Source organism: Rhodococcus sp. 21391 (genome assembly GCF_016772255.1).
In the GTDB taxonomy this organism is placed as follows: Bacteria; Actinomycetota; Actinomycetes; order Mycobacteriales; family Mycobacteriaceae; genus Rhodococcus_F; species Rhodococcus_F opacus.
In genome coordinates this window covers 3,651,368-3,676,195 of the sequence record NZ_CP063781.1, presented here as the reverse complement: position 1 = coordinate 3,676,195, position 24,828 = coordinate 3,651,368, and the positions used below count along the sequence as shown (strand labels likewise).

21 protein-coding genes are annotated in these 24,828 nt (G+C 68.0%); 14 read left to right on the top strand and 7 right to left on the bottom strand.

The features are described 5' to 3' along the window. Positions 1–29: 29 nt before the first annotated feature. Complete coding sequence (gene ligA / locus GO592_RS17175) at positions 30–2,120, top strand: NAD-dependent DNA ligase LigA (protein ID WP_007296843.1); 2,091 nt, start codon at positions 30–32, stop codon at positions 2,118–2,120. 57 nt (positions 2,121–2,177) lie between these two features. Beyond that, positions 2,178–2,666 carry a GNAT family N-acetyltransferase gene (locus GO592_RS17170; RefSeq protein ID WP_007296844.1) on the top strand — a complete coding sequence of 163 codons (489 nt, stop codon included), beginning with the start codon at positions 2,178–2,180 and terminating at the stop codon, positions 2,664–2,666. Positions 2,667–2,703: 37 nt separating this feature from the next. On the opposite strand, the gene GO592_RS17165 is transcribed toward GO592_RS17170, so the two are convergent. Continuing rightward, positions 2,704–3,354: an amino acid-binding protein gene (locus GO592_RS17165; protein WP_025432327.1), complete on the bottom strand. Its 651-nt coding sequence runs from the start codon at positions 3,352–3,354 to the stop codon at positions 2,704–2,706. 204 nt (positions 3,355–3,558) lie between these two features. On the opposite strand from GO592_RS17165, the gene GO592_RS17160 reads away from it, so the two are divergent. From GO592_RS17160 to gatA, 3 genes are read left to right on the top strand one after another with little or no spacing between them, the layout of a single operon-like run. Further along, positions 3,559–4,116, top strand: coding sequence for an antibiotic biosynthesis monooxygenase (locus tag GO592_RS17160; protein WP_039951009.1), 558 nt, complete (start codon positions 3,559–3,561; stop codon positions 4,114–4,116). A gap of 60 nt (positions 4,117–4,176) precedes the next feature. Beyond that, positions 4,177–4,476, top strand: a complete 300-nt coding sequence (gatC, locus tag GO592_RS17155) for an Asp-tRNA(Asn)/Glu-tRNA(Gln) amidotransferase subunit GatC (protein ID WP_005259514.1) — start codon at positions 4,177–4,179, stop codon at positions 4,474–4,476. After that, on the top strand, positions 4,473–5,954 hold the full coding sequence (gene gatA, locus GO592_RS17150; protein ID WP_005259511.1) for an Asp-tRNA(Asn)/Glu-tRNA(Gln) amidotransferase subunit GatA: 1,482 nt from the start codon (positions 4,473–4,475) through the stop codon (positions 5,952–5,954). The genes gatC and gatA overlap by 4 nt, the downstream gene beginning before the upstream one ends. Here the strand turns inward: gatA and GO592_RS17145 are convergent. Together GO592_RS17145 and GO592_RS17140 are read right to left on the bottom strand one after the other, a co-directional pair. After that, positions 5,951–7,402 carry an alpha/beta-hydrolase family protein gene (locus GO592_RS17145; protein WP_007296846.1) on the bottom strand — a complete coding sequence of 484 codons (1,452 nt, stop codon included), beginning with the start codon at positions 7,400–7,402 and terminating at the stop codon, positions 5,951–5,953. The genes gatA and GO592_RS17145 overlap by 4 nt on opposite strands. After that, positions 7,399–8,040, bottom strand: coding sequence for a hypothetical protein (locus GO592_RS17140; RefSeq protein ID WP_050998594.1), 642 nt, complete (start codon positions 8,038–8,040; stop codon positions 7,399–7,401). The genes GO592_RS17145 and GO592_RS17140 overlap by 4 nt, the downstream gene beginning before the upstream one ends. A 139-nt stretch (positions 8,041–8,179) precedes the next feature. On the opposite strand from GO592_RS17140, the gene GO592_RS17135 reads away from it, so the two are divergent. The 4 genes from GO592_RS17135 to gatB all read left to right on the top strand — a co-directional run bounded on the left by GO592_RS17135 (position 8,180) and on the right by gatB (position 12,730). After that, complete coding sequence (locus tag GO592_RS17135) at positions 8,180–9,376, top strand: sensor histidine kinase (protein WP_007296848.1); 1,197 nt, start codon at positions 8,180–8,182, stop codon at positions 9,374–9,376. 9 nt (positions 9,377–9,385) lie between these two features. After that, the gene (locus GO592_RS17130) at positions 9,386–10,048 is read left to right on the top strand and encodes a response regulator (RefSeq protein WP_005240363.1); all 663 of its coding nucleotides are present in this window, start codon (positions 9,386–9,388) and stop codon (positions 10,046–10,048) included. A 96-nt stretch (positions 10,049–10,144) separates the two neighbouring features. Then, on the top strand, positions 10,145–11,176 hold the full coding sequence (locus GO592_RS17125) for an ATP-dependent 6-phosphofructokinase (protein ID WP_005240365.1): 1,032 nt from the start codon (positions 10,145–10,147) through the stop codon (positions 11,174–11,176). 42 nt (positions 11,177–11,218) lie between these two features. Beyond that, on the top strand, positions 11,219–12,730 hold the full coding sequence (gatB, locus tag GO592_RS17120) for an Asp-tRNA(Asn)/Glu-tRNA(Gln) amidotransferase subunit GatB (RefSeq protein ID WP_005566378.1): 1,512 nt from the start codon (positions 11,219–11,221) through the stop codon (positions 12,728–12,730). A gap of 76 nt (positions 12,731–12,806) precedes the next feature. On the opposite strand, the gene GO592_RS17115 is transcribed toward gatB, so the two are convergent. Further along, positions 12,807–13,955, bottom strand: coding sequence for a PQQ-dependent sugar dehydrogenase (locus GO592_RS17115; protein ID WP_007296849.1), 1,149 nt, complete (start codon positions 13,953–13,955; stop codon positions 12,807–12,809). 98 nt (positions 13,956–14,053) lie between these two features. Between GO592_RS17115 and GO592_RS17110 the strand changes: the two genes are divergently transcribed. Beyond that, the gene (locus tag GO592_RS17110; protein WP_007296850.1) at positions 14,054–14,923 is read left to right on the top strand and encodes a DoxX family protein; all 870 of its coding nucleotides are present in this window, start codon (positions 14,054–14,056) and stop codon (positions 14,921–14,923) included. Between the two features lie 69 nt (positions 14,924–14,992). Here GO592_RS17110 and GO592_RS17105 read toward each other — a convergent pair whose 3' ends face one another. From GO592_RS17105 to GO592_RS17095, 3 genes are all read right to left on the bottom strand, one after another. Continuing rightward, positions 14,993–16,528, bottom strand: coding sequence for an amino acid permease (locus GO592_RS17105; protein WP_005259496.1), 1,536 nt, complete (start codon positions 16,526–16,528; stop codon positions 14,993–14,995). A gap of 321 nt (positions 16,529–16,849) precedes the next feature. Beyond that, a complete protein-coding gene (ilvD, locus tag GO592_RS17100; RefSeq protein WP_005259494.1) occupies positions 16,850–18,694 on the bottom strand; it encodes a dihydroxy-acid dehydratase in 1,845 nt (614 codons plus the stop codon). A gap of 52 nt (positions 18,695–18,746) precedes the next feature. Next, complete coding sequence (locus GO592_RS17095; RefSeq protein ID WP_005259492.1) at positions 18,747–19,244, bottom strand: PH domain-containing protein; 498 nt, start codon at positions 19,242–19,244, stop codon at positions 18,747–18,749. Between the two features lie 267 nt (positions 19,245–19,511). On the opposite strand from GO592_RS17095, the gene GO592_RS17090 reads away from it, so the two are divergent. From GO592_RS17090 to serA, 4 genes are all read left to right on the top strand, one after another. After that, positions 19,512–21,455 (top strand): acetolactate synthase large subunit, encoded by a 1,944-nt coding sequence (locus tag GO592_RS17090; protein WP_007296851.1) that lies wholly within the window; start codon positions 19,512–19,514, stop codon positions 21,453–21,455. Beyond that, positions 21,452–21,955: an acetolactate synthase small subunit gene (ilvN, locus tag GO592_RS17085; protein ID WP_005259476.1), complete on the top strand. Its 504-nt coding sequence runs from the start codon at positions 21,452–21,454 to the stop codon at positions 21,953–21,955. The genes GO592_RS17090 and ilvN overlap by 4 nt, the downstream gene beginning before the upstream one ends. A 49-nt stretch (positions 21,956–22,004) precedes the next feature. Further along, positions 22,005–23,006 (top strand): ketol-acid reductoisomerase, encoded by a 1,002-nt coding sequence (gene ilvC, locus GO592_RS17080; RefSeq protein ID WP_172652251.1) that lies wholly within the window; start codon positions 22,005–22,007, stop codon positions 23,004–23,006. Between the two features lie 224 nt (positions 23,007–23,230). After that, positions 23,231–24,826 carry a phosphoglycerate dehydrogenase gene (serA, locus tag GO592_RS17075; RefSeq protein WP_005240386.1) on the top strand — a complete coding sequence of 532 codons (1,596 nt, stop codon included), beginning with the start codon at positions 23,231–23,233 and terminating at the stop codon, positions 24,824–24,826. Positions 24,827–24,828 lie beyond the last annotated feature (2 nt).

Sequence of the window (24,828 nt, the reverse complement as noted above, 5' to 3'; positions counted from 1 at the left end):
GTGTCGGCTGGACCGGTTAATCTTCGGTAGTGAGTGAATCGACCGAAGCCCCGACACCGGCCCCCGGACACATTCGGGAGCACTGGAACGAGCTGGCCGAGGAAGTGCGGCAGCACCAGTTCCGCTATTACGTCCGCGACGCGCCCATCATCTCCGACGGAGAGTTCGACGTGCTGCTGGGCGAGCTGAACGACCTCGAGAACCAGTACCCCGACCTGCGGACGCCCGATTCGCCGACACAACTCGTCGGCGGCGGTTTCGCCACCGACTTCGCCTCCGCCGATCATCTCGAGCGGATGCTGAGTCTCGACAACGTCTTCGCCACCGACGAACTGCGCACCTGGATCAGCCGGGTGGAGCAGGAGACCGGCCCAGACCTGCACTACCTGTGCGAGGTGAAGATCGACGGAGTCGCGCTGAACCTGGTCTACGAGAACGGCCGGCTCGTCCGGGCCGCCACGCGCGGCGACGGCCGAACCGGTGAAGAAGTCACTCTGAACGCGCGAACCATCGACGACATCCCGGAAAAGCTCACCGGCACAGATGAATACCCGGTCCCCGCGCTCCTCGAGGTGCGTGGCGAGGTGTTCTTCCGGCTCGAGGACTTCGCGGCACTCAACGCGGCGCTCGTCGAGGAAGGCAAGGCGCCGTTCGCGAATCCCCGGAACTCCGCGGCCGGGTCGCTGCGGCAGAAGAATCCGGCCGTCACGGCCCGCAGGCGCCTCGGAATGATCTGCCACGGACTCGGCCGCAGTGAAGGATTCGAGCCGGTCTCCCAGTACGACGCGTACAAGGCACTGGCGGCGTGGGGCCTGCCGGTGTCGACTCACACCGCGCGTGTCACGGGCGCGGACGCCGTCGTGGACCGGGTGCAGTACTGGGGCGAGCACCGGCACGACGTGGAGCACGAGATCGACGGTCTGGTGGTCAAGGTCGACGAGACGTCGCTGCAACGCCGGCTCGGGTCCACCTCCCGGGCGCCGCGCTGGGCGATCGCCTACAAGTACCCGCCGGAAGAGGCAACCACCAAGCTCCTCGACATCCGGGTCAACGTCGGTCGCACCGGCCGGGTAACCCCGTTCGCCTACATGGAACCGGTCACGGTCGCCGGCTCCACCGTCTCACTCGCCACCCTGCACAACGGCTCCGAGGTCAAACGCAAGGGCGTGCTCATCGGCGACACGGTCGTGCTGCGCAAGGCCGGTGACGTCATCCCCGAGGTCCTCGGGCCCGTGGTCGACGCCCGGACGGGCGACGAGTACGAGTTCGTGATGCCCACCCACTGCCCGGAGTGCGACACGCCGCTGGCCCCTGCCAAGGAGGGTGACGCGGACATTCGCTGCCCCAACCAGCAGTACTGCCCCGCGCAGCTCCGGGAACGCGTGTTCCACGTCGCGGGCCGCGGCGCGTTCGACATCGAGGTCCTCGGCTACGAGGCCGCAACGAGCCTGCTCGAGGCCAAGGCGATCGGCGACGAGGGAGACCTGTTCTCGCTCACCGAGGACGATCTGCTCAAGACGTCGCTCTTCCGGACTAAGGCCGGCGGGCTGTCGGCCAACGGCCGCCGGCTGCTCGACAATCTCGATTCCGCCAAGGACAAGCCGCTGTGGCGGGTGCTGGTCGCGCTGTCCATCCGTCATGTCGGACCCACGGCGGCGCGTGCGCTGGCCGGTGAATTCGGGTCGCTCGAGCGGATCCGGCAGAGCTCCGTCGAGGAACTCGCCGCTGTGGACGGGGTCGGCGGCACCATCGCCGCGGCCGTCGCCGAGTGGTTCGGTGTCGACTGGCACCAGCAGATCGTGGAGAAGTGGTCCGCGGCCGGGGTTCGCATGGAAGACGAACGCGACGAATCGATTCCGCGCAATCTCGAGGGACTGTCGATCGTCGTCACGGGTTCGCTCGAGACGTTCTCGCGCGACCAGGCGAAGGAGGCGATCCTCGTCCGAGGCGGTAAGGCCGCGGGTTCGGTGTCGAAGAAGACTGCATACGTGGTGGTCGGCGAATCGCCGGGTTCGAAGCACGACAAGGCCGTCGAACTCGGAGTGCCGGTCCTCGACGAGGACGGGTTCCGTCGACTGCTGGAGGGCGGACCGGACGCGGTCGCGGATTCCGGAGTGTGATCGGAACCTCACTCCCGCATTTTGGGCGGCGTGAGCAGTCCTGTCATAGTTCTGGACATGATCGAGATTCGGAATGCGACGCCGGACGAGTACGAGGCCGTCAGTGACCTCACGGTGATCGCCTACGTGGGCGGCGGATTCGTCGAGGCGCACGATCCGTACACGAACCGGTTGCGCGACACCGCCGAGCGGGCGGAGAAGGCGGATGTCCGGGTTGCCGTGATGGAGGGCCGGATCGTCGGTTCCGTCACGATCGCGGAACCGGCTTCCCCGTACGCCGACGTCGCGCGGCCGGGTGAACTCGAATTCCGGATGCTCGCCGTGTCACCCGACGCCCGCGGTTCCGGGGTCGGGTCGGCGCTCGTGCGGCACGTGCTGGACACGGCATACGACCGCGGGGACCGCGCGGTCGTGATGTCCACCCAGCCGGACATGGAAGATGCCCGCCGGATCTACGACCGCAACGGTTTCGTGCCTGTGCCCGAACGGAACTGGGTGCCCGTGCCGGGCGTCGAGCTCACCGTCCTGGTCCGCGAGCTCGTCTGAGGCGACCACCACCGGACCTCCCGGCCCGGGACGGTGGTCAGCTCAGAACCGTCGCGATGATGCCGGCGAGGTAACCCAGCCGGGCGATCTCGGACGGACGGAACTCCGGGCCGCCGGGGCGGCCGAGCATCAGCACGCGGCCGGTGGTCCCGAGGGGAGCCGCCGCGAGTGTGGTGTTCATGTCACGCCACACCTGCGGCACCCAGTCGCCCTCGCCGTCGAGCGCCGTGGGCTTCTCCAGCGGCATCCACGGGATCTCGGTGGCATGGGTCTCGGGAGCTCCCGAGCTGCCGACCACCCGGTATGCGCCGTGCGGACCGAGGTCGGCGACCACGGACCAGCCGACCCGGAGCACGCGCGGCGCTCCGTCCACGAGGACCTGCAGTCGATCGTCCGCCGCGGTGGCGACCTGGTCGATGAGCTCGAGCTCACGGTGGGTGTCGAGGATACCGGCGTACGGCCGGATGGAGTCGACGGTGACGCCGGGCAGGTTCTCGGCCGCCGTGATGAGGGTGTCGGGGAGCGATCCCGGCTCGACATCGACCACGAGGTCGTCGATGGCGAATCCGGCACCCCGTTCCACCACGTCGAGCGACAGAATGTCAGCACCCACCGACCCCAGGGCGACGGCGAGAGAGCCGAGGCTACCGGGACGGTCGGGAAGCTGGACGCGAAGCAGATACGACACGTGCGTCCCTTTCACCACGAGATAGACGCGGGAGTACCTGCGACCCCCGTCGCTCACCATCCTTGCACTTTCGTTCCCGAGTATGCGGTCCCCCCTGCGGCTTCGCCGGGGACGGGACGGGGACTCGCAGGTCGCGCTCGATTCGTGACACTGCGGATACGAATTCGCCTCGTCCGCGAAACACGCCAGCCCAAACATGGGTGCATGAACACCACGGAAACGGGAGTGACGACGTCCGTCTCGCGGCGGGTGGCGGCGGGCCGGGAACAGGAATTCCTGCGCTGGACGGACGCCGGGATGGCGATGGCGGGCACGTTCCCGGGGTTCCTCGGCGGGGGCTGGCTGCGCGCGGCGTCCGATCCCGAGCAGTACCACGTGGTGTACCGGTTCGCGGACGAGAACACTCTCGACGCGTGGACGACGTCGCCCGCCAGGAAGGTGTGGGTGGGACGGGGGACGGGTCTCGCGCAGGACACGGTCACGCACCGGCTGACCGGGGTGGAGGGCTGGTTCGAACCGCAGTCGACGCTCACGCACGCCGTGCGGGTCACGCCGCCACCGCCGAGGTGGAAGCAGGCGGTCACCATCTGGCTCGGCTTCTTCCCGATCTCACTCGTCATCGCGTTGTTCGTCACACCTCGGCTCACGGCCCTGGACGTCGTGACCCGCACCCTGGTGGCGTCGGTGGTCACGACTCCGGTGATGGTCTTCGTGGTTCTGCCGTTCCTGACGGGCAGGTTGCGGCGCTGGCTGCACGGCTGATCGGGCCACGCTCTAGGCTGGGACCTACTTGTGTACGTCCGAACCGAAAGGGGCCCCGCGGTGCCTGCCATCTCCCGTGACGAGGTCGCGCACCTCGCGCGGCTGTCTCGACTCGCCCTGACCGATGCCGAGCTCGACGAGTTCGCCGGTCAGCTGGACTCGATTCTCAGCCACGTGAAGGTGGTCACCGAGGTGCCCGCCGAGGATGTTCCGCCGATGGCGAACCCGAACGCGGTCACCAACGTGACCCGTCCCGACGTGATCGTTCCCGGCCTGACTCCCGAGCAGGCGCTGTCCGGCGCACCCGCTGTCGAGCAGAATCGCTTCGCCGTCCCGCAGATCCTTGGAGAGGGCGAATGAGCGCCGAACTGACCACCCTCGACGCCGCAGATCTCGCGTCGAAGATCCACAGCCGTGAGGTGTCGTCCGTCGAGGTCACCCAGGCGCATCTCGACCGCATCGCCGCAGTCGACGGGGAACTGAACGCCTTCCTGCACGTGGCAGGCGAGCAGGCCCTCGTGTCGGCGAAGGAAGTGGACAGCAGCCTCGCCGCGGGCAATGCGCCCGCCTCCCCGCTCGCGGGAGTTCCGTTGGCGCTCAAGGATATCTTCACCACCACCGACATGCCCACCACGTGCGCGTCGAAGATTCTCGAAGGCTGGATCGCACCGTACGACGCCACGCTCACGAAGAAACTGCGCGACGCCGGCATCCCGATCCTGGGTAAGACCAACCTCGACGAGTTCGCGATGGGGTCGTCCACCGAGAACTCCGCCTACGGCCCCACCCGCAACCCGTGGGACACCACGCGCATCCCGGGCGGCTCGGGCGGCGGCAGTGCCGCGGCCCTCGCGTCCCGGCAGGCCCCGCTCGCGATCGGCACCGACACCGGCGGCTCGATCCGTCAGCCCGCCGCCGTCACGGCGACGGTCGGCACCAAGCCGACGTACGGCACGGTCTCCCGTTTCGGCCTCGTAGCGTGCGCGTCCTCGCTCGACCAGGGTGGTCCCTGTGGCCGCACGGTCCTCGACACGGCGCTCCTGCACGAGGTCATCGCCGGGCACGACCCGCGCGACTCCACGTCGATCGACGCGCCCGTGCGCCCCGTGGTAGCGGCTGCGCGTGAGGGTGCCGGTGGCAACCTGAAGGGCGTGAAAGTGGGTGTGGTCAAGGAACTGCACTCCGACAGCTACCAGCCCGGGGTCATCTCCTCGTTCGACGCCGCCGTCGCGCAACTCACCGAACTCGGTGCCGAGGTCGTCGAGGTGTCGTGCCCCAACTTCGAATACGCGCTCGCGTCGTACTACTTGATCCTGCCGAGCGAGGTGTCGTCGAACCTCGCGCGCTTCGACGCGATGCGCTATGGACTGCGCATCGACGAGGGCGACATGAGCGCCGACCAGGTGATGGCCGCGACGCGTGCCGCCGGCTTCGGCCCGGAGGTCAAGCGCCGCATCATGATCGGTACCTACGCGCTGTCCTCCGGCTACTACGACGCCTACTACGGTCAGGCGCTCAAGGTGCGGACGCTCATCGCGAGGGACTTCGAGAAGGCCTACGAGAAGGTGGACGTCCTGGTGTCGCCCACCAGCCCGTTCACCCCGTGGAAGCTGGGCGAGAAGGTCGGCGACCCGCTCGCGATGTACCTTTCGGACCTGTGCACGCTGCCGACCAACCTGGCCGGGCACTGCGCGATGTCGGTTCCGTCGGGACTGTCCGCGGACGACGGTCTGCCGGTGGGGCTGCAGATCATGGCTCCCGCACTGGCTGACGAGCGGCTGTACCGCGTCGGTGCCGCGTACGAGGCCGCACGCGGTCCGATCGGCTCGCCGAACTAGGAGCAGTCGGGCAGGGCGGTGCCCTGCTCGCTGCCGTAGCGGTGTCCGTGCCCGGCCGCGAAGTTCAGCGCGGACACCAGGTCGACACTCGTCTGCAGGAACGTGATGCCCGGAATCCATTGGGGTACCGGCGCATCGCGTACTGCGAGCGAGAGGTCGGGTCGGCGCACGATCAGGTCGGGGGACCACCACACCACCGGGTCGGACGTGTTCGCCAGCACCGTCGCCCCGTCCGTCAGGACGGAGCCGGCGGGCGGGCCCGCCCACAGTGCGCCGCAGACACGCTCGCGGAGTTGATCGGCGTCGGTGAAAAGTGCACTGCCGCCCACGGATCCGAGGCTCTGGCCGTACACGTAGAGAGCCGGGCGCAGGAGGTCGGGCAGGTCGGCGATCCGCTCGGCGACGGCATCGAACAACGCGGCCGCCGATTCGTCGGCGGCGGAACGTCCGAACACGAACGTGATCCAGCTCGGCAGGTACGAGTACTGCATGCCGACGATGGCGACGTCGTCGGCGAAGCGTTCCTCGAATCCTTCGGCGGCGTTCTCGTCGATCCACCCCGAGCCGGTGGGCACGGTGACGACGATGGCGGACCGGGTGAATCCGCCTGCCCGCTCGAGCTCCGAGACCGTCAGTGCCGCACGCGATTCGACGTCCGGCGCCGAATCCATCCCCACATATGTGCGGATGCCGGCCGACTGCTCGCCCGCCGCCACGAACCGTCGTCCCTGGCGCCCGAGCGACTCCCAGCTGATCGCGGAGTCCGGGCTGCCGGACAGTTCGGCGGACATCGGTCGGTGCAGGGACACGTCGACGAGCGCGTTGGAGTCGCTGTAGGAACGGGACATCATTCCCCACAACGCGGGTCCGGCGACCAGTTGCAACCCGGTCGCGAGAACGACGGCGGTGGTGGCGCTGCCGATCCAGCCGAGACGGCGGGCGACGGTGCCGACGACGTTGCCGATGCCGGCGAACAGCAGGAACGTCAGCGCTGCCCCGATGATCGCCTGCATCCAGTGGTCCGGCCCGATGCCCGGCATGCCCATGGCGGCACGCAGTGAATCCTGCCAGTGGTCGGCGAGCACGATCGCCCAGGTCACGACGATCATGGCGCCGATCAGGGCCAGCAGACGGACCGAGTCCCGCGGAGGGTGGTGGCTGCGTGAACGCGTGACGAGGTGCCACAGTCGACGGACGAGGACGACGAACCCGAAACCGCATGCGGCGAGGACACCGGTGAACAGAGCCTGCGTCAGCGCACTCCGGGGGAGCAGTGAGGGAGCGAGAGACGCGAGTGTGACGGCGGTGACGACGATCGTGGAGGAGAGGCGGGGGAGGGCGGAGACCGGGATCGTCGTGACCAGTGTGCGGCGCAGGGCATTCGGCTTCGTTCGCGAGCGACTGTGCACCGTGCTCCGTCCGGGACCGGACAGAGCGGTGATGGTCATGCGACGGCTCCGACCGGATGCGGGCGGCGGCGGATCGACCAGGCCGCGCCGGCGAGGAGCGCGACACCGACACCGCCGGCCAGTACGTACGGGAGCCCGGATTCGGTGACCGGTGCCGAATAGCTTTGGCGCCAGCTGTTTCCGGTGACGAAGGTAGCCGCGACGTTCGCCATGACGAAGCACTGCGCCCGTGCCTGTTCGTCGGCGCGGGTGTCGCACGCCGCGTGCATGCGCTGATCCAGCTGCGCGTCGAGGCTCTGCCGCGCCCAGGGACCCAGGTCCTCGCCGGACCGGGACGCGTACCGCAGAAGGTCGTAACCGAGGTCGTGGGCCTTGCACGACGTGTCGAACTCGAGTGGCAGCGGCACGGGCGACGAGCAGTCCCCGCCGGGATTGGCGAGCATTCCGTCGATCCGCACCGGCGTGTACCCCATCACGGAAGCGAAGTCCGCGGGAACGGAGTCCTCGGTGAGCTCGGCCGGTGCCGTGAGGGTGTGCACCGCGGCGGAGGCGGCGACGTTCTCGTGCCGGGGCGTGCTCGCCGAGCCGGTGCCTGCGAATCCTGTCGTGGTCAGTAGTGCGGTTGCGGCGCATGCCACAGCGGCCCAAGTCGTTCTCCGTGTCCCCGTCTTTCGCATGACGAGAACGTTATGAATTCGTGTTGCGCAGCCACATCACCCCGGAGTCCGGTTCGATCCCTGGTCTCGTGGTGCGAGGGGGCCCCGATCTCATACTCCGGGGCTACGCCGACATGAGCCCGGGGTATGAGGACACTCCGTGACCACGGTTTCTACTGTCGACAGTGTGAAGACGAAGACGCGCATCCGGAGAGCCGCCGAAGGCCAGTGGCTGAACGTGGCAATCGTCGTGGTCACGGCGATTTTGTTCGCCGTGGCGTGGCCGACCCTGCAGCTGACCCACCAGGTCAGTCCCCCCATCCAACCGTTCGTGGCGGCGCTCGCGACGTTCCCGTTCCTGCTCATCCGCTCGAATCCGGCGCTGGCCTGGGCCGTCTCCGCGGTCTCGGCGCTGGTGATTCCGCGTGTCTTCGCACTGCAGGACGGCTACGACTACCCCTGGCAGGTGGTCCACATCCTGGTGATGCTCGCCCTGCTGGCCGCCGTCAGCATGCGGGCCGCGATTCCGGTCGTGGGTGTGGCATGGATCTCGACCGTCCTGCTGTTCCTCGCCGACACCCCGGGCACCAACGGCCGCGGGTGGGCGGTGGGCCTGACCGCGATCGTCGTCTTCGGCCTGCTGATCCGGTGGCTGGTGCTCTCCCGCCGGCAACTCGCGCAGCAGGAGGAGCTGAGTGAGCTCGAGCGCACTCGCCGGACGGTCCTCGAGGAGAAGGCGCGCATCGCCCGGGACCTGCACGACGTCGTCGCGCACCACATGTCGATGGTCGTGGTGCAGGCGCAGAGCGCGCCGTACCGCATCGCCGACATGTCGGACGAGACGCGGGCCGAGTTCGAGTCGATCGGAGCCGCCGGCCGCGCCGCGTTGAACGAGGTGCGCGGACTGCTCGGAGTGCTGCGCAGCGACGGCCAGCTGGCCGAGCATGCGCCCCAGCCGGGGGTTCAGCAGATCAGCGAGCTGCTCGAGGGCAGCCGCAGGGCAGGCATTCCCGTCTCCTGGCACGTCGACGGCGACCCGACGCTCGTGTCGGAGTCGGTCGGGCTCGTGATGTACCGCATCCTGCAGGAATCCCTCGCCAACACGGCCCGCCACGCGGCGGGCGCCGCAGTCGAGGTGAAGATTGCGTACGAGTCGCCGATCGCGTCCGTGTCGATCGTCAACGGGCCGCCGAGGCGGAGCCTCGTCTCCGCCCTGACCAGGCACGAGTCGACCGGCGGCAACGGCATCATCGGCATGCGTGAGCGTGCGCAGGCAGTCGGGGGCGTACTCACCACCCACCTGCACGACAACGGCGGATTCGACGTCCACGCCGAGTTCCCGGTCGCCTCCGCCTAGGCTGGCTGGGTGGCCATCACCGTATTCATCGCCGACGACCAGGCTATGGTCCGGCAGGGCTTCGGAGCCCTGCTCGCCTCACAGCCCGACATCAGTGTCATCGGTGACGCTCCGGACGGGGCCGTGGCGGTGAGCGAGGTCCGGCGTCTGCGACCCGACGTGGTCCTGATGGACGTCCGCATGCCGGAGATGAACGGACTCGACGCTGCCCGCGTCATCCTGTCGGCCGGTTTCGATCCGCCGGTGCGCGTACTCATGCTCACGACGTTCGACGTCGACGACTACGTGTACGAGGCGCTGAGCATCGGGGCCAGCGGCTTCATGCTCAAGGACGCGCCCGCGGAGGAACTCATCCGCGCGGTGCGGGTGGTCGCGGACGGCGAGGCGCTTCTCGCGCCGACCGTCACCCGGCGTCTCATCGCCGACGTGACCAGCCGCCGCAGCACGGCGCGCCGCAAACCGGCCGCGCTGTCGGCGCTGACGCCCCGCGAACGCGAGGTACTCGAACTCATCGCCCGCGGCATGTCCAACACCGAGATCGCGGAGCGCCTGTTCGTCGCCGAGCAGACCGTCAAGACGCACGTCGGCAAGGTGCTGTCCAAGCTGGATCTGCGCGACCGCGCACAGGCAGTGGTCCTGGCGTACGAGAGCGGTCTCGTCACGCCGGGCTGAGTGAACCTGCCGGTCCGAGGTGCCCGAACACGGTTCGAGCGGCAAGATGGGTGATGAGAACCACCATCACCACACGAGACGACGAGGGGTGCTTGGATGCGGATCGGAATGCTCACCGGAGGCGGAGACTGCCCCGGACTGAATGCGGTGATCAGGGCGGTGGTTCGCACCGCCGCCGGCCGATACGGCAGCTCGGTGGTGGGATTCCGTGACGGCTGGCGCGGCCTGCTCGAGGATCGCAAGGTCGTGCTGTCCAACGACGACCGGATCGATCGAATCCTCACCCGGGGCGGCACCATCCTCGGTACCGCGCGGGTCAACCCCGACAAGTTGAAGGCCGGCCTCGACCAGATCCGGCAGACTCTCGACGACAACGGGATCGACGCGCTCATCCCGATCGGCGGGGAGGGCACGCTCACCGCCGCGAGCTGGCTCGCCGAGAGTGGGGTGCCGGTGATCGGGGTTCCGAAGACGATCGACAACGACATCGACTGCACCGACGTGACGTTCGGTTTCGACACCGCTCTGTCCATCGCGACCGATGCGATCGACCGCCTGCACACCACCGCCGAATCCCACCAGCGGGTGATGCTCGTCGAGGTGATGGGCCGGCATGCGGGCTGGATCGCGTTGCACTCCGGGCTCGCGACCGGTGCGCATCTCACTCTCGTTCCCGAGGTCCCGTTCGACGTCGGCGAAGTCTGCTCCCTCGTGAAGAAGCGATTCCAGCGCGGCGATTCGCATTTCATCTGCGTCGTCGCCGAGGGTGCCACTCCGACCCCGGAGTCGATGAGTCTGCGTGAGGGCGGTATCGACGAGTTCGGTCACAAACGATTCACCGGCGTCGCACAGCAGCTCGGCGACGAGATCGTCCGCCGTATCGGCAAGGAGGTGCGGACGACGGTGCTCGGGCACGTGCAGCGGGGCGGCACCCCGACGCCGTACGACCGGGTGCTCGCCACCCGCTTCGGGGTGCACGCCACCGACGCCGTCCACCGCGGCGACTTCGGAAACATGGTGGCTCTGCACGGCACGTCGATCGACCTCGTGCCCCTCCAGGAGGCGACCCGGCGCCTCAAGACGGTGCCGCGGGAGCGCTACGAGGAGGCGGCCGCATTTTTCGGCTGACCGCGTTTTTCGGCGAACGGCCGGACGCATAAACTCTGTGGCATGACTGCTGTCGACGCTCCGGACCTCCTCGACTACGACGAAGTGCTCGCCAAGTACGAGCCTGTTCTCGGCATGGAGGTGCACGTCGAGCTCGGCACCGAAACGAAGATGTTCTGCCCGTGCCCCACCGAGTTCGGCGCCGAGCCGAACACGCAGGTGTGCCCGGTGTGCCTCGGTCTGCCCGGGTCGCTGCCCGTCGTGAACGAGGCGGCGGTCGAGTCCGCGATCCGGATCGGACTGGCACTGAACTGTTCGATCACCCCGTGGGGCCGATTCGCGCGGAAGAACTACTTCTACCCGGATCAGCCGAAGAACTACCAGATCTCCCAGTACGACGAGCCGATCGCCACCGACGGCTACCTCGACGTCGTCCTCGACGACGGCACCACGTGGCGCGTGGAGATCGAGCGTGCGCACATGGAAGAGGACACCGGAAAGTCGCTGCACGTCGGCGGTGCGACCGGGCGCATCCACGGCGCCAGCCACTCGCTGCTCGACTACAACCGCGCCGGGGTCCCGCTCGTCGAGATCGTCACCAAGACCATCAGCGGCGCCGGTGCCCGCGCCCCCGAGGTGGCCCGCGCATACGTCACCGCGCTCCGCGACCTGCTGAAGTCGCTGAACGTCTCCGACGTCCGCATGGACCAGGGTTCGATGCGCTGCGACGCCAATGTGTCGCTGATGCCGATCGGGGCGACCGAACTCGGCACCCGTACCGAGACGAAGAACGTCAACTCCCTCAAGAGTGTCGAGGTGGCGGTCCGGTACGAGATGCGCCGGCAGGCCGCGGTGCTGGAGGCCGGTGGTGAGGTGATCCAGGAGACCCGGCACTTCCAGGAGGCCGACGGGACCACGTCACCGGGCCGCCGCAAGGAAACCGCCGAGGACTACCGCTACTTCCCGGAGCCCGATCTCGAGCCGGTCGCGCCCAGCGCGGAATGGATCGAGGAGCTGCGTGGCACCCTGCCCGAGCTGCCGTGGGTCCGCCGCGCCCGGATCCAGGCCGACTGGGGTGTCTCCGACGAGGTCATGCGCGACCTCGTCAACGCGGGGGCCCTCGACCTCGTCATCGCCACCGTCGAGGCCGGCGCCTCCCCGGAGGCCGCACGATCCTGGTGGGTGTCGTACCTGGCGCAGCAGGCGAACACCCGCGGCGTGGAACTCGCCGAGCTGCCGATCACGCCGGCTCAGGTCGCGCAGGTGGTCGCGCTGATCGACAGCGGGAAGCTCAACAACAAGGTGGCCCGCCAGGTGGTCGACCACGTCCTCGAGGGTGAGGGCGACCCCGAGCAGGTCGTCGCGAACCATCCCGAGCTGGTCGTCGAACGCGACGACACGAAGCTGAAGGCGGCCGTCGACGAGGCTCTGGCCGCGAACCCCGACATCGCCGAGAAGATTCGCGGCGGCAAGGTCGCGGCCGCGGGCAAGATCGTCGGCGACGTGATGAAGGCCACGCGCGGTCAGGCCGACCCGGCCCGCGTCAAGGAACTGGTCATCGAGGCCTGCGGCTGAACCCCTTCTGCACCAACGGGACGTTCGTTCGGATCAACCGAACGAGCGTCCCGTTCGTTTCGACGGGGGTGGGCCGTCAGTCGAATCCGCCGCCACCGGACGGCAGGGGCATCTTGATCACGCGGTCGTCGTTGGGTCCGGGCTGACCGCCGGTCTTGTTGACCGTGCTCACCCAGATGAGACCGTCGGGTCCGAGTGCGGCGCCGCCGAGTTGGCCGTACCGGTCCTGGACGATGACACCGGGGGCGGTGGTGACGGCTCCCGTGCCGGGGTCGGCAGCGAGTGCGGACATCGCCTTCGTGGTGCTCAGTGACACCGCTACGACGTCACCGGCGGCGACGCAGCCGCCGACGCCGGGCCGCTCCGGCCACGTCCACACCGGAGACGACACCGCTCCGTCGGCGCTGACCCGCAGCAGCCGATCCTCCAGCGGGGTGCGGTCGGTGACCCACACGGCGACACCCGGGTCGACGCACACCCCTCCGGCGGTCCCGATGCCCGACAGCACCACCTGAGGGCGGGGCTGCGCCGGAGTCGGTGCGGGCGACAGGGCGGTGACCTTCAGCAGTTTCCCGGCGAGGGACGCCGGATCGGCGGCCGCGGCGGCGTTGCCCGCGTTGCCGGTCAGGACCATCAGTTCGTCGCCCGAGAATTCGAGCGAACCCGCATTGCCCGCGTCGCCGCGCGGAATCCCGCCGAGAACCTCCTTGGCGGAGTCTCCCGGTGCGATCCGCACCACCCGGTTGTCGGTCGGGGTCGTGACGTACGCGTAGATGAGGTTGTCCTCGACGAAACTCGGCGACAGCGCGATGTCGAGGAGTCCACCGTCGGTGGTGCCGTCGACGTCGACGTGCGCGATCTCCTTGGGGGTCTGCCCCTGAGCGACCTGCAGGATGCGTCCGGTCCGCCGCTCCGCGACCAGGGCGGTGGCCCCGTCGGGGAGGACGACGAGTCCGCCGGTGGTGTCGAGACAGGTGGCGATCACGCTGGGGTCCGGGTCCTGGCACGGTCCGAGCGGCCCGCTCGGCGGTGGGGTGGTGGTCGTGGACGGCGGCGGATTCTCCGGCTCCACCTCGGCGCCCGACGCACCCGTCGGCTCGGGTGTGAAGGGTGAGGACGCGGAGTCGTCGAATTTCGCGCACCCGGCGGCGAGGACCGCCGTCACGCACAGCGCGGACATCGCCATCTTGCGGGACGCCGTGCGGCGCCGCCCACCCACCATCATGATGGAGACGTTACGGAAGAGTGCGAGGTCGCCGCCACGCCGGTTCCGCCTACGAGCGATGTCCGGCCGATCGACCTAGGCTTGACGGTGTGACTGACATGCGGAAAGACCCCAGCGAGTCGTCGGACCAGGGTGCTGCGGACCAGAGCCCCTCACCCGGCTACGGCAAGGTCTCGAGCCCTTACGACCTTCCCACCGAGCGCTTTCCGTCGGCCACGCCGACGTCCGGATCCAGGGGGCAGGGCCTGCCGCACACCGACGACGAACTCGACTACGGCGACGCGCGCGGCGCGGGCCTCCCCACCGAGCAGATCCCCGCGTACCGGCAGTCGGGGGCGTCCGACATGCCGGACCAGCCGACGCAGGTGATCGGCGCGGGTTCCGGCGCGTCCCTCGGGGCCACGGCTGGCGATCCGTCGACCGACCGGATCGGCGAGGGCGACGTGAAGATCGGCCGCGGCACCCTGGACCTCGGACTGCTGGCCCTGCGACTCGCGGTCGGCGGAACGGCACTCGTGCACGGTCTGCAGAAGCTGACGGGGATGTGGAACGGTCCGGGACTCGACGGGTTCGAAGAGGTGCTCGTGAACTCGGGGTTCCAGCAGGCGAAACTGCTCGCGATCCTGGGTGCCATCGGTGAGGTCGCGGGCGGTGCGCTGCTGATCCTCGGTCTCGTCACCCCGCTGGCCGCCGCCTCGGTGCTGGCCGTGATGATCAATGCGTGGGCGTTCCGGCAGATCGCGGAACCGGGGCTCGAGTACTTCGCACCCGGAGGCACCGAGTACGAGACGCTGCTGGGTGTGTGCGCCGGCGTGATCATTCTCACTGGGCCGGGGCGTATCTCGCTCGACGGCCGTCGCGGCTGGGCGACGCGCCCGTTCATCGGGTCGTTCGCGGCACTGATCCTGGGTATCGGCGCCGGTGTGTGCGTGTGGATTTTCCTGAACGGCGCCAACCCGCTCATCTGATCGTTTCGTACATTCCACGACTGTGCCGCACTCCCGGATCGGGAGTGCGGCACAGTCGTTTTCGTCAGATCAGCGCTGGACGAGTTCCGGGATGTTCTCCTCCTCGGGCGGACCGGCCTGTGCGGCCAGCTTCTGTCCGAGGACCGACTTGCGCCGGCCGTAGGCGAGGTACACGACGACGCCGAGCGCCATCCACACGAGGAATCGGATCCAGGTCTCGACCGAGAGGTTCAGCATCAGCCACCCGCAGGCCAGGACGGCGAGGATGGGAACCAGCGGGACCAGCGGAACGCGGAATCCGCGGGGCAGGTCGGGACGCGTGCGGCGGAGGATGATGACGCCGATGCAGACGAGGACGAACGCGAAGAGGGTGCCGATGTTCACCATCTCCTCCAGCGTGCCCATCGGGAAGAAGGCGGCGAGGAGTGCGACCACGGCGCCGACGAACAGGGTGATGCGGACCGGGCTGCCGTTCTTGCCGGTCTTGGCGAGACCGCGGGGCACGAGTCCGTCGCGGGACATGGCGAACAGGACGCGGGTCTGGCCGAGCATCATCACCATCACGACGGTGGTGAGGCCCGCGAGCCCGCCGAAGTTGATCGCGGTCTGGGCCCAGGTGATGCCGTGTGCCTCGAAGGCGGTCGCGAGGGTGGCGCTGCTGTCGCCGACGAGCGGGCTACCGGTCTTGAGGTCGGTGTACTTCACCATGCCGGTGAGCACGAGGGTGACGGCGACGTAGAGCACGGTGACGATCGCGAGCGAGCCGAGAATGCCGCGGGGGAGCGCTTTCTGCGGGTTCTTGGTCTCTTCGGCGGTGGTGGCGACGACGTCGAATCCGATGAAGGCGAAGAAGACCAGGCTTGCTGCGGCGAGGAGGCCGTACCAGCCGTAGCTGCTGCCGTCGGCTCCGGAGAGGAAGGAGAAGAGGGTCTGGTGCACACCCTGCGCGGCGCTCTCGTTGCTCTCGGCCGGCGGGATGTACGGGGCGTAGTTCTCCTTCTTGATGTAGAACACGCCGACGGCGATGACGAGGAGGACGACGGCGATCTTGATGGCCGTGATGACGGCGGACACGCGTGAGGACACCTTGGTCCCGATGGCGAGCACGATCGTGATGCCGCCGACGATGATCAGCGAGCCCCAGTCGAAGTCGACGGGACCGAGGTGGGCTGTGGTGGATCCGCTGAACCCGAGGACGTTACCCAGATACAGCGACCAGCCCTTGGAGACGACGGCCGCCGCGAGGGCGAATTCGAGGATGAGGTCCCAGCCGATGATCCAGGCGACGAACTCGCCGAAGGTGGCGTAGGAGAACGTGTACGCACTGCCCGCGACGGGGACGGTGGATGCGAACTCGGCGTAGCAGAGGGCGGCCAGGCCGCACGCGATGGCGGCGAGGACGAAGGCGAGCGAGATGGACGGCCCGGCGACGTTGCCTGCAGTCCGGGCGGTGAGCGTGAAGATACCGGCGCCGATCACGACGGCGACACCGAAGACGGTGAGGTCCTTCGCGGTGAGTTCCCTCCGCAGCCGGGTGTCGGGTTCGTCGGTGTCCGCTATCGATTGCTCAACGGATTTCGTTCGCCAAATGCCGACTCCTGGCATGTGTCGCTCCTAGGTTGTGTTCCCGATGGCCTCGTGGGCCGGAGATGTTCCGGTGGTGCTGCCGATTGTGATGTAGGTCTCAACGGCCAACTGAGGGAACCACTACTGAGCGCCGTGTGCAAGAAGCGCGGGCTCAACTGATCAATTCGATCAGTAGAACGTGTTCTGGGGTGTTGCCGTCTGAGCGAGTTGATCATCCGTGAGCGCGGTCACATTCGAGGCGGAATCCGTGAGCGCCCCGACGATGGAAGCCGGGTGCCGCGGCAGGAAGCTCCTGCTGCGGCACCCGGCTTCGTGTCGGTGTGCCCGGTGCGGGGTGCGTCAGGGGACCTGACGGACCGCGCCCTTGTCGGCGGACGTGGCCAGCGCGGCGTACGCGCGCAGGGCCGTGGTGACGGTGCGTTCGCGGTTCACCGGCTGCCACGGACGCTCGGACGACTCCATCTTCGCCCGGCGCTCGGCGAGCACCGCGTCGTCGACGAGGAGCTTCAGCGTGCGGGTCGCGATGTCGATGAGGATCTGGTCGCCGTCCTCCACCAGGCCGATGGCGCCGCCGCTGGCGGCCTCGGGGGAGATGTGGCCGATGGACAGTCCCGAGGAACCGCCGGAGAATCGGCCGTCGGTGATCAGCGCGCACTTCTTTCCGAGGCCGGAGCCCTTGAGGAATGCGGTGGGGTGCAGCATCTCCTGCATGCCCGGGCCGCCTGCGGGACCCTCGTAGCGCACGACGAGGACTTCACCGGGCTGGATCTTCTTGCCGAGGATCACCGACACCGCCTCTTCCTGCGACTCCACGACGCGCGCGGGTCCCTGGAAGTGGAACAGGTCTTCGTCGATGCCCGCCGTCTTGATGACCGCGCCGTCGACGGCGATGTTGCCGCGCAGCACGGCCAGGCCGCCCTCGACCGTGTGCTTGTGCTCGAAGTCGCGGATGCAGCCGTTGGCGGCGTCCGTGTCGAGCGACGACCAGCGGTTGTTCGTCGAGAACGGCTCGGTGGTGCGGACGCCGCCGGGCGCGGCGTGGAAGAGTTCGACGGCTTCGTCGGATGCCTTGCCGGACCGGATGTCCCACGTGTCGAGCCACTCGTCGAAGCTCTCGGTGTGCACGGTCGAGACGTCGCTCTCGAGCAGTCCGGCCCGGCGGAGTTCGCCGAGGATGGCGGGGATTCCGCCCGCCCGGTGCACGTCCTCCATGTGGTAGTCCGAGTTGGGCGAGACCTTCGACAGACACGGCACCTTGCGGCTGATCTCGTCGATCTTGTCGAGGTCGAAGTCGTAGACCTCACCCTCCTGCGCGGCCGCGAGGGTGTGCAGCACCGTGTTGGTGGAGCCGCCCATCGCGACGTCCAGCGCCATCGCGTTGCGGAACGCGGCAGGCGTCGCGATGTTGCGGGGGAGGACGGAGTCGTCCTCGTCCCGGTAGTACCGCAGCGCGGCTTCGACGACGGTGGTTCCCGCGCGGGTGAACAGCGCGCGACGGGCCTCGTGGGTGGCCAGCGTGGAACCGTTGCCCGGCAACGCCAGACCGAGCGCCTCGGTGAGGCAGTTCATGGAGTTCGCGGTGAACATGCCCGAGCACGACCCGCACGTCGGGCAGGCGCTGCGCTCGACCTCGGACAATCCTTCCTCGTCGACCTGGTCGTTGGCGCTCGCCGAGATCGCCGTGATGAGGTCGGTCGGTGCCTGGGCGACACCGTTCACCACCACCGCCTTGCCGGCCTCCATCGGTCCGCCGGACACGAACACCGTGGGAACGTTCAAACGCAGTGCGGCATTGAGCATTCCCGGGGTGATCTTGTCGCAGTTGGAGATGCAGACGAGGGCGTCGGCGGTGTGCGCGTTGACCATGTACTCGACGGAGTCGGCGATGATCTCGCGGCTGGGAAGGGAATACAGCATGCCGCCGTGCCCCATCGCGATTCCGTCGTCGACAGCGATCGTGTGGAACTCGCGAGGTACACCACCGGCGGCGCGGACGGCGTCGGCGACGATGTCGCCGACGTTCTTGAGGTGGACGTGCCCGGGAACGAACTGCGTGTACGAGTTCGCGATCGCGACGATCGGCTTCCCGAAGTCGGAGTCGGTCATTCCGGTGGCGCGCCACAGTGCGCGGGCGCCTGCGGCATTTCGTCCTGCGGTGGTGGTTCGGGACCTCAGCGGGGGCATGAGCGTATTCCTTAGTCAGCGTACGGAAGTACTGACAAACGCTACTCGCGCACTATTCGCCGTCTGTGTCCGGCCGGTTCTTCACCGGCTGCTCGCCGTTCGATTCGGTGTCGGCGTGGTGGGCCGCTTCGTCCGCCGCGGCGGCCGCCGCGTAGGGGTCGGTGATGCGGCCGCCGCTCGCCTTGGCGATATCGGGAAGCCGGTCGAATGTGACGACGGGAAGGGTCACCTCGCCCCCGTCCGTCAGCGTGGCCCGGGCCCAGCCGCGCCCCGGGAAGCGGAATCCCGTGATCTCGGACCACGCCAGCGACCGGCCGCCGAACAGCCGGCGCACCTCGAGTCCGTCGGGCGTGACCGTGGTCCGCACCCGCGCGACCCACGCCACCGCGACGATCGGGGCGATCACGAGCCAGCCGAAGGCGGCCGGCCAACCGAAGATGGGGAACGACACGGCGAACAGGAGGAAGGCGCATCCCAGATAGGCCAGGGGAGAAATCCGGATGACCTGCTTGGGTGGGTTCGTCGTGTGGGATGATGATTCTGGTGGCACGGGCTGCTGCGGAGTTGACACCTCTACATCTTCGCACCGCAGCCGATGTATCTCATATTCTGGGACGGCCGACTCACCAAGTTGACTGTTCACTATTAGCGCGCCTACCGTCGAGCGCGTGAAACAGAATGAGTTGCTCGTAATCGGCCGGCGCGTCGTCGCCTGAGTCGATTCCTTCAACTCGCCAGATAACGACGCGCCACCCTCGTACAGCATCAGCTGACGGGGGTTTTTTGTTGCCCGGAGCCAGAATCAGAGGATTTCCCAGTGAGCGCACCAACCGCACGGCCTCAACCCACGCCGCGCAAGTCGGGGGCAGCAAGCCCGACGACCGCGGCCGCCGCGACTCAGACCGGTAGCCGCCGCCAACTCGCCCCCGAGCGGGTCAGCGGCGCCCAGTCCGTGGTCCGAGCCCTTGAGGAGCTCGAGGTCGACACGGTATTCGGCATTCCGGGTGGTGCCGTTCTGCCTGTCTACGACCCGCTCTTCGACTCGAAGAAGGTCCGGCACGTGCTCGTCCGTCACGAGCAGGGTGCAGGCCACGCCGCCACCGGGTACGCCCAGGCGACCGGCAAGGTGGGCGTCTGTATGGCGACGTCCGGTCCCGGTGCGACCAACCTCGTGACGCCGCTCGCCGACGCGCAGATGGACTCCGTTCCGGTCGTGGCCATCACCGGACAGGTCGGCCGCGCGCTCATCGGCACGGACGCGTTCCAGGAAGCCGACATCTCCGGCATCACGATGCCGATCACCAAGCACAACTTCCTCATCACCGACGGCGTCGACATTCCCCGGATCATCGCGGAGGCGTTCTACCTCGCCTCCAGCGGTCGTCCCGGCGCGGTGCTCGTCGACATCCCGAAAGACGTTCTCCAGGCGCAGACCACGTTCTCGTGGCCGCCGGAGATGCGGTTGCCCGGCTACCGTCCCGTCACCAAGCCGCACGGCAAGCAGGTCCGCGAGGCGGCCCGCCTGATCGCCGACGCGAAGCACCCGGTGCTGTACGTCGGTGGCGGCGTCATCAAGTCGGAATCGTCTCCGGAACTGCTCGAACTGGCCGAGCTCACCGGCATTCCGGTGGTCACCACGCTGATGGCGCGCGGCGCATTCCCGGACAGTCACACGCTGAACTGCGGCATGCCCGGCATGCACGGCACGGTCGCGGCGGTGGCGGCACTGCAGCGCAGCGACCTGCTGATCACGCTCGGCGCGCGTTTCGACGACCGGGTCACCGGTCAGCTCGATTCGTTCGCCCCCGACGCCAAGGTCATCCACGCCGACATCGACCCGGCGGAGATCGGCAAGAACCGGTACGCGGACGTCCCGATCGTGGGCGACTGCAAAGAGGTCATCGTCGAACTGATCGAGGCGATCAAGGCCGACCTTGCCACCGGAACCACGCTGGACCTCACCGAGTGGTGGGCGTACCTCGACGGCATCCGTCGCACGTACCCCCTCAGTTACGACCGTCCCTCCGACGGCGCGTTGTCCCCGGAGTACGTGATCCAGTCGGTCGGCAAGCTCGCCGGTCCCGACGCGATCTACTGCGCCGGCGTCGGCCAGCACCAGATGTGGGCCGCGCAGTTCGTCAACTACGAGAAGCCGCGCACCTGGCTGAACTCCGGCGGTCTCGGCACGATGGGTTACGCCGTCCCCGCCGCGATGGGTGCAAAGATGGGCATGCCCGACACCGAGGTGTGGGCCATCGACGGTGACGGCTGCTTCCAGATGACCAATCAGGAACTCGCCACCTGCGCGCTCGAGGGCATCCCGATCAAGGTTGCGCTCATCAACAACGGAAACCTCGGCATGGTGCGCCAGTGGCAGACGCTGTTCTACGACGAGCGCTACTCCAACACCAATCTCGGCACGCACGGCGCGATCCGCATCCCCGACTTCGTCAAGCTGGCGGAGGCGTTGGGCTGCCACGGGATTCGCGTCGAGCGAGAAGAGGACGTCGAGGCGGCGATCCGTGAGGCGCAGGCGATCAACGACAAGCCTGTGGTGATCGACTTCATCGTCGGCGCCGACGCTCAGGTGTGGCCGATGGTCGCGGCGGGCACGAGCAACGACGAGATCATGGCGGCGCGGGGCATCCGCCCGCTGTTCGACGACGACGAGGCGGCCGCCGAGCCGGCCGTCATTCACGAGGCCATGGAGCGCGAGCAGCGTTCGGGCATGGCCGCAGCGGCCGGGGAGGAAGATCAGTGAGTACGAGCCACACCCTCAGTGTTCTCGTCGAGGACAAGCCGGGCGTGCTGGCCAGGGTGGCCGCGCTGTTCTCCCGTCGTGGGTTCAACATCGAGTCGCTCGCCGTCGGTGGCACCGAGCTTCCCGAGATCTCCCGCATGACCATCGTCGTGACCGTCGACGAGTTCCCGCTCGAGCAGGTGACCAAGCAGCTCAACAAGCTCATCAACGTCATCAAGATCGTCGAGCAGGACGGTGAGGCCTCCGTCGCCCGCGAGCTGCTGCTCATCAAGGTGCGAGCCGACGCCAGCGTGCGCACGCAGGTGATCGAGACGGTGAATCTGTTCCGCGCCAAGGTGATCGACGTCTCCCCGGAGTCGGTCACGATCGAGGCGACTGGAACGCGATCCAAGCTGGATGCGCTGCTGCGGATGCTCGATCCGTACGGTATCCGGGAGATCGTGCAGTCCGGGGTCGTGGCCGTGGGACGGGGGCCGAAGTCCATCACGGCCACTCGCTAGTACTTTAGATACGCAAATCCAAGAAAGAGGTTGAACTGTGGCAGTCGAGATGTTCTACGACGACGATGCCGATCTGTCGATCATCCAGGGCCGCAAGGTCGCTGTGATCGGTTACGGAAGCCAGGGCCACGCGCACTCGCTGAGTCTGCGCGACTCGGGCGTCGATGTGCGTATCGGCCTCAAGGAAGGCTCGAAGTCCCGCGCGAAGGCCGAGGAGCAGGGCCTGACCGTCGGCACCCCCGCCGAGGTCTCCGAGTGGGCCGACGTGATCATGGTGCTCGCACCCGACACCGCGCAGGCGTCGATCTTCACCAATGACATCGAGCCGAACCTGAAGGACGGCGACGCGCTGTTCTTCGGACACGGCCTCAACATCCACTTCGACCTGATCAAGGCTCCGGAGTTCGTCACCGTCGGCATGGTCGCCCCCAAGGGCCCCGGCCACCTGGTGCGTCGTCAGTTCGTCGACGGCAAGGGTGTTCCCGCGCTCATCGCGATCGACCAGGACCCGAAGGGTGAGGGCCAGGCCCTCGCGCTGTCCTACGCCAAGGCCATCGGCGGCACCCGCGCCGGCGTCATCAAGACCACGTTCAAGGAAGAGACCGAGACGGACCTCTTCGGCGAGCAGGCCGTGCTCTGCGGCGGCACCGAGGAACTGGTCAAGACCGGTTTCGAGGTCATGGTCGAGGCCGGCTACGCGCCCGAGATGGCGTACTTCGAGGTGCTGCACGAGCTCAAGCTCATCGTCGACCTCATGTACGAGGGTGGCATCGCCCGCATGAACTACTCGGTGTCCGACACCGCGGAGTTCGGTGGCTACCTCTCCGGCCCGCGCGTCATCGACGCCGGCACCAAGGAGCGCATGAAGGCGATCCTGGCCGACATCCAGTCGGGTGAGTTCACCCGCCGCCTCGTCGCCAACGTCGAGAACGGCAATACCGAGCTCGAGGGCCTGCGCAAGGCCAACGCCGAGCACCCCATCGAGGTCACCGGCAAGAAGCTGCGCGACCTGATGAGCTGGGTCGACCGCCCGATCACCGAAACCGCCTAGGTTTCACTGCTTTACAGTTCCACCGAACCACCGGCCCGATGTCGCATCGGTCTCGTCAGAGGCCCCCGATGTGACATTGGGCCGGTGTTGTTTCGTGTCCGATTCCGTTGTTGCAGGCGTCCACTATGTGGTATCGCAGACCAGGATGCGGTTTCCCTGTGAGGGCGGACTAAGCTGTGTGTGATTAAAACACCCCCACACCCACCTACTCAGGGAGTTTGCACGTGAGCCAGCCAGGCCGTCCTGTAGTTCTGATCGCCGACAAGCTCGCGCCGTCCACCGTCGAGGCATTGGGCGACGGTGTGGAGGTGCGATGGGTCGACGGACCTGATCGACCGGCCCTGCTCGCGGCGGTGCCCGAGGCCGACGCGATCCTCGTCCGTTCCGCCACCACCGTGGACGCCGAGGTCCTGGCGGCCGGTACCAAGCTCAAGATCGTCGCCCGCGCCGGCGTCGGTCTCGACAACGTCGACGTACCCGCCGCCACCGAGCGTGGTGTCATGGTCGTCAACGCCCCGACGTCCAACATCCACACGGCCGCCGAGCACGCCGTCGCGCTGATGCTCGCCACCGCCCGCCAGATCCCCGCTGCCGACGCCACCCTGCGCGACCGCGAATGGAAGCGCAGCAAGTTCAACGGTGTCGAAATCTTCGGCAAGACCGTCGGCGTCGTCGGCCTCGGCCGCATCGGCCAGCTGTTCGCGCAGCGTCTCGCCGCGTTCGAGACGCACGTCATCGCGTACGACCCCTACGTGTCGGCCGCCCGTGCCGCGCAGCTCGGCATCGAGCTCGTCACCCTCGACGAACTGCTCGAGCGCGCCGACCTCATCTCCGTGCACCTCCCCAAGACTCCCGAGACCAAGGGACTGCTCGGCACGGAGAACCTGGCGAAGACCAAGAAGGGCGTCGTCATCGTCAACGCTGCCCGTGGCGGCCTGATCGACGAGGCCGCGCTGGCCGAGGCCATCAAGTCGGGTCACGTGCGCGCCGCGGGCCTCGACGTGTTCGAGACCGAGCCCTGCACCGACAGCCCGTTGTTCGACCTGCCCGAGGTCGTCGTGACGCCGCACCTCGGTGCGTCCACGAGCGAGGCTCAGGACCGCGCCGGAACCGACGTCGCTAAGTCTGTACTGCTCGCTCTCGCAGGCGATTTCGTTCCCGACGCCGTCAACGTGTCCGGTGGCGCGGTGGGCGAGGAAGTTGCCCCGTGGCTCGAGATCGTCCGCAAGCAGGGTGTGCTCATCGGCGCCCTGTCGGGTGAACTGCCCGTCAACCTCTCCGTCGACGTGCGCGGCGAGCTCGCCTCCGAGGACGTCGAGGTGCTCGCGCTCTCGGCTCTGCGCGGTGTGTTCTCCGCCGTCATCGAGGACGCGGTCACGTTCGTCAACGCTCCCGCACTCGCGGAAGAGCGCGGCGTCACGGCCGAGGTCACCAAGGCCGCCGAGAGCCCCAACCACCGCAGCGTGGTGGACCTGCGCGCCGTGTTCGGCGACGGCAGTGTCATCAACGTCTCGGGCACGCTGACCGGCCCCCAGCAGGTCGAGAAGATCGTCAACATCAACGGCCGCAACTTCGAACTGCGCGCCGAGGGTCTCAACCTCGTGGTCAACTACACCGATCAGCCCGGCGCGCTCGGCAAGATCGGCACGCAGCTCGGCAACGCCGGCATCGACATCCAGGCTGCGCAGCTCAGTCAGGACGCCGAAGGCGAGGGTGCGACCATCCTCCTCCGCGTCGACCGGGAGGTGCCGAGCGAGGTGCGGGACGCGATCTCCACTGCCGTCGGCGCCACCAAGATCGAGCTCGTCAACCTGGCCTAATC

What these genes read in the sequence shown, in the direction of transcription:
- gatA (WP_005259511.1), top strand. Translation starts at nt 4,473, where the DNA reads ATGAGCGCCGAACTGACCACCCTCGACGCCGCAGATCTCGCGTCGAAG.
- GO592_RS17140 (WP_050998594.1), bottom strand. Translation starts at nt 8,040, where the DNA reads ATGCGAAAGACGGGGACACGGAGAACGACTTGGGCCGCTGTGGCATGC.
- GO592_RS17115 (WP_007296849.1), bottom strand. Translation starts at nt 13,955, where the DNA reads ATGATGGTGGGTGGGCGGCGCCGCACGGCGTCCCGCAAGATGGCGATG.
- GO592_RS17125 (WP_005240365.1), top strand. Translation starts at nt 10,145, where the DNA reads ATGCGGATCGGAATGCTCACCGGAGGCGGAGACTGCCCCGGACTGAAT.
- ilvD (WP_005259494.1), bottom strand. Translation starts at nt 18,694, where the DNA reads ATGCCCCCGCTGAGGTCCCGAACCACCACCGCAGGACGAAATGCCGCA.
- ilvC (WP_172652251.1), top strand. Translation starts at nt 22,005, where the DNA reads ATGTTCTACGACGACGATGCCGATCTGTCGATCATCCAGGGCCGCAAG.
- gatB (WP_005566378.1), top strand. Translation starts at nt 11,219, where the DNA reads ATGACTGCTGTCGACGCTCCGGACCTCCTCGACTACGACGAAGTGCTC.
- GO592_RS17160 (WP_039951009.1), top strand. Translation starts at nt 3,559, where the DNA reads ATGAACACCACGGAAACGGGAGTGACGACGTCCGTCTCGCGGCGGGTG.
- GO592_RS17145 (WP_007296846.1), bottom strand. Translation starts at nt 7,402, where the DNA reads ATGACCATCACCGCTCTGTCCGGTCCCGGACGGAGCACGGTGCACAGT.
- GO592_RS17110 (WP_007296850.1), top strand. Translation starts at nt 14,054, where the DNA reads ATGCGGAAAGACCCCAGCGAGTCGTCGGACCAGGGTGCTGCGGACCAG.
- GO592_RS17105 (WP_005259496.1), bottom strand. Translation starts at nt 16,528, where the DNA reads ATGCCAGGAGTCGGCATTTGGCGAACGAAATCCGTTGAGCAATCGATA.
- GO592_RS17170 (WP_007296844.1), top strand. Translation starts at nt 2,178, where the DNA reads ATGATCGAGATTCGGAATGCGACGCCGGACGAGTACGAGGCCGTCAGT.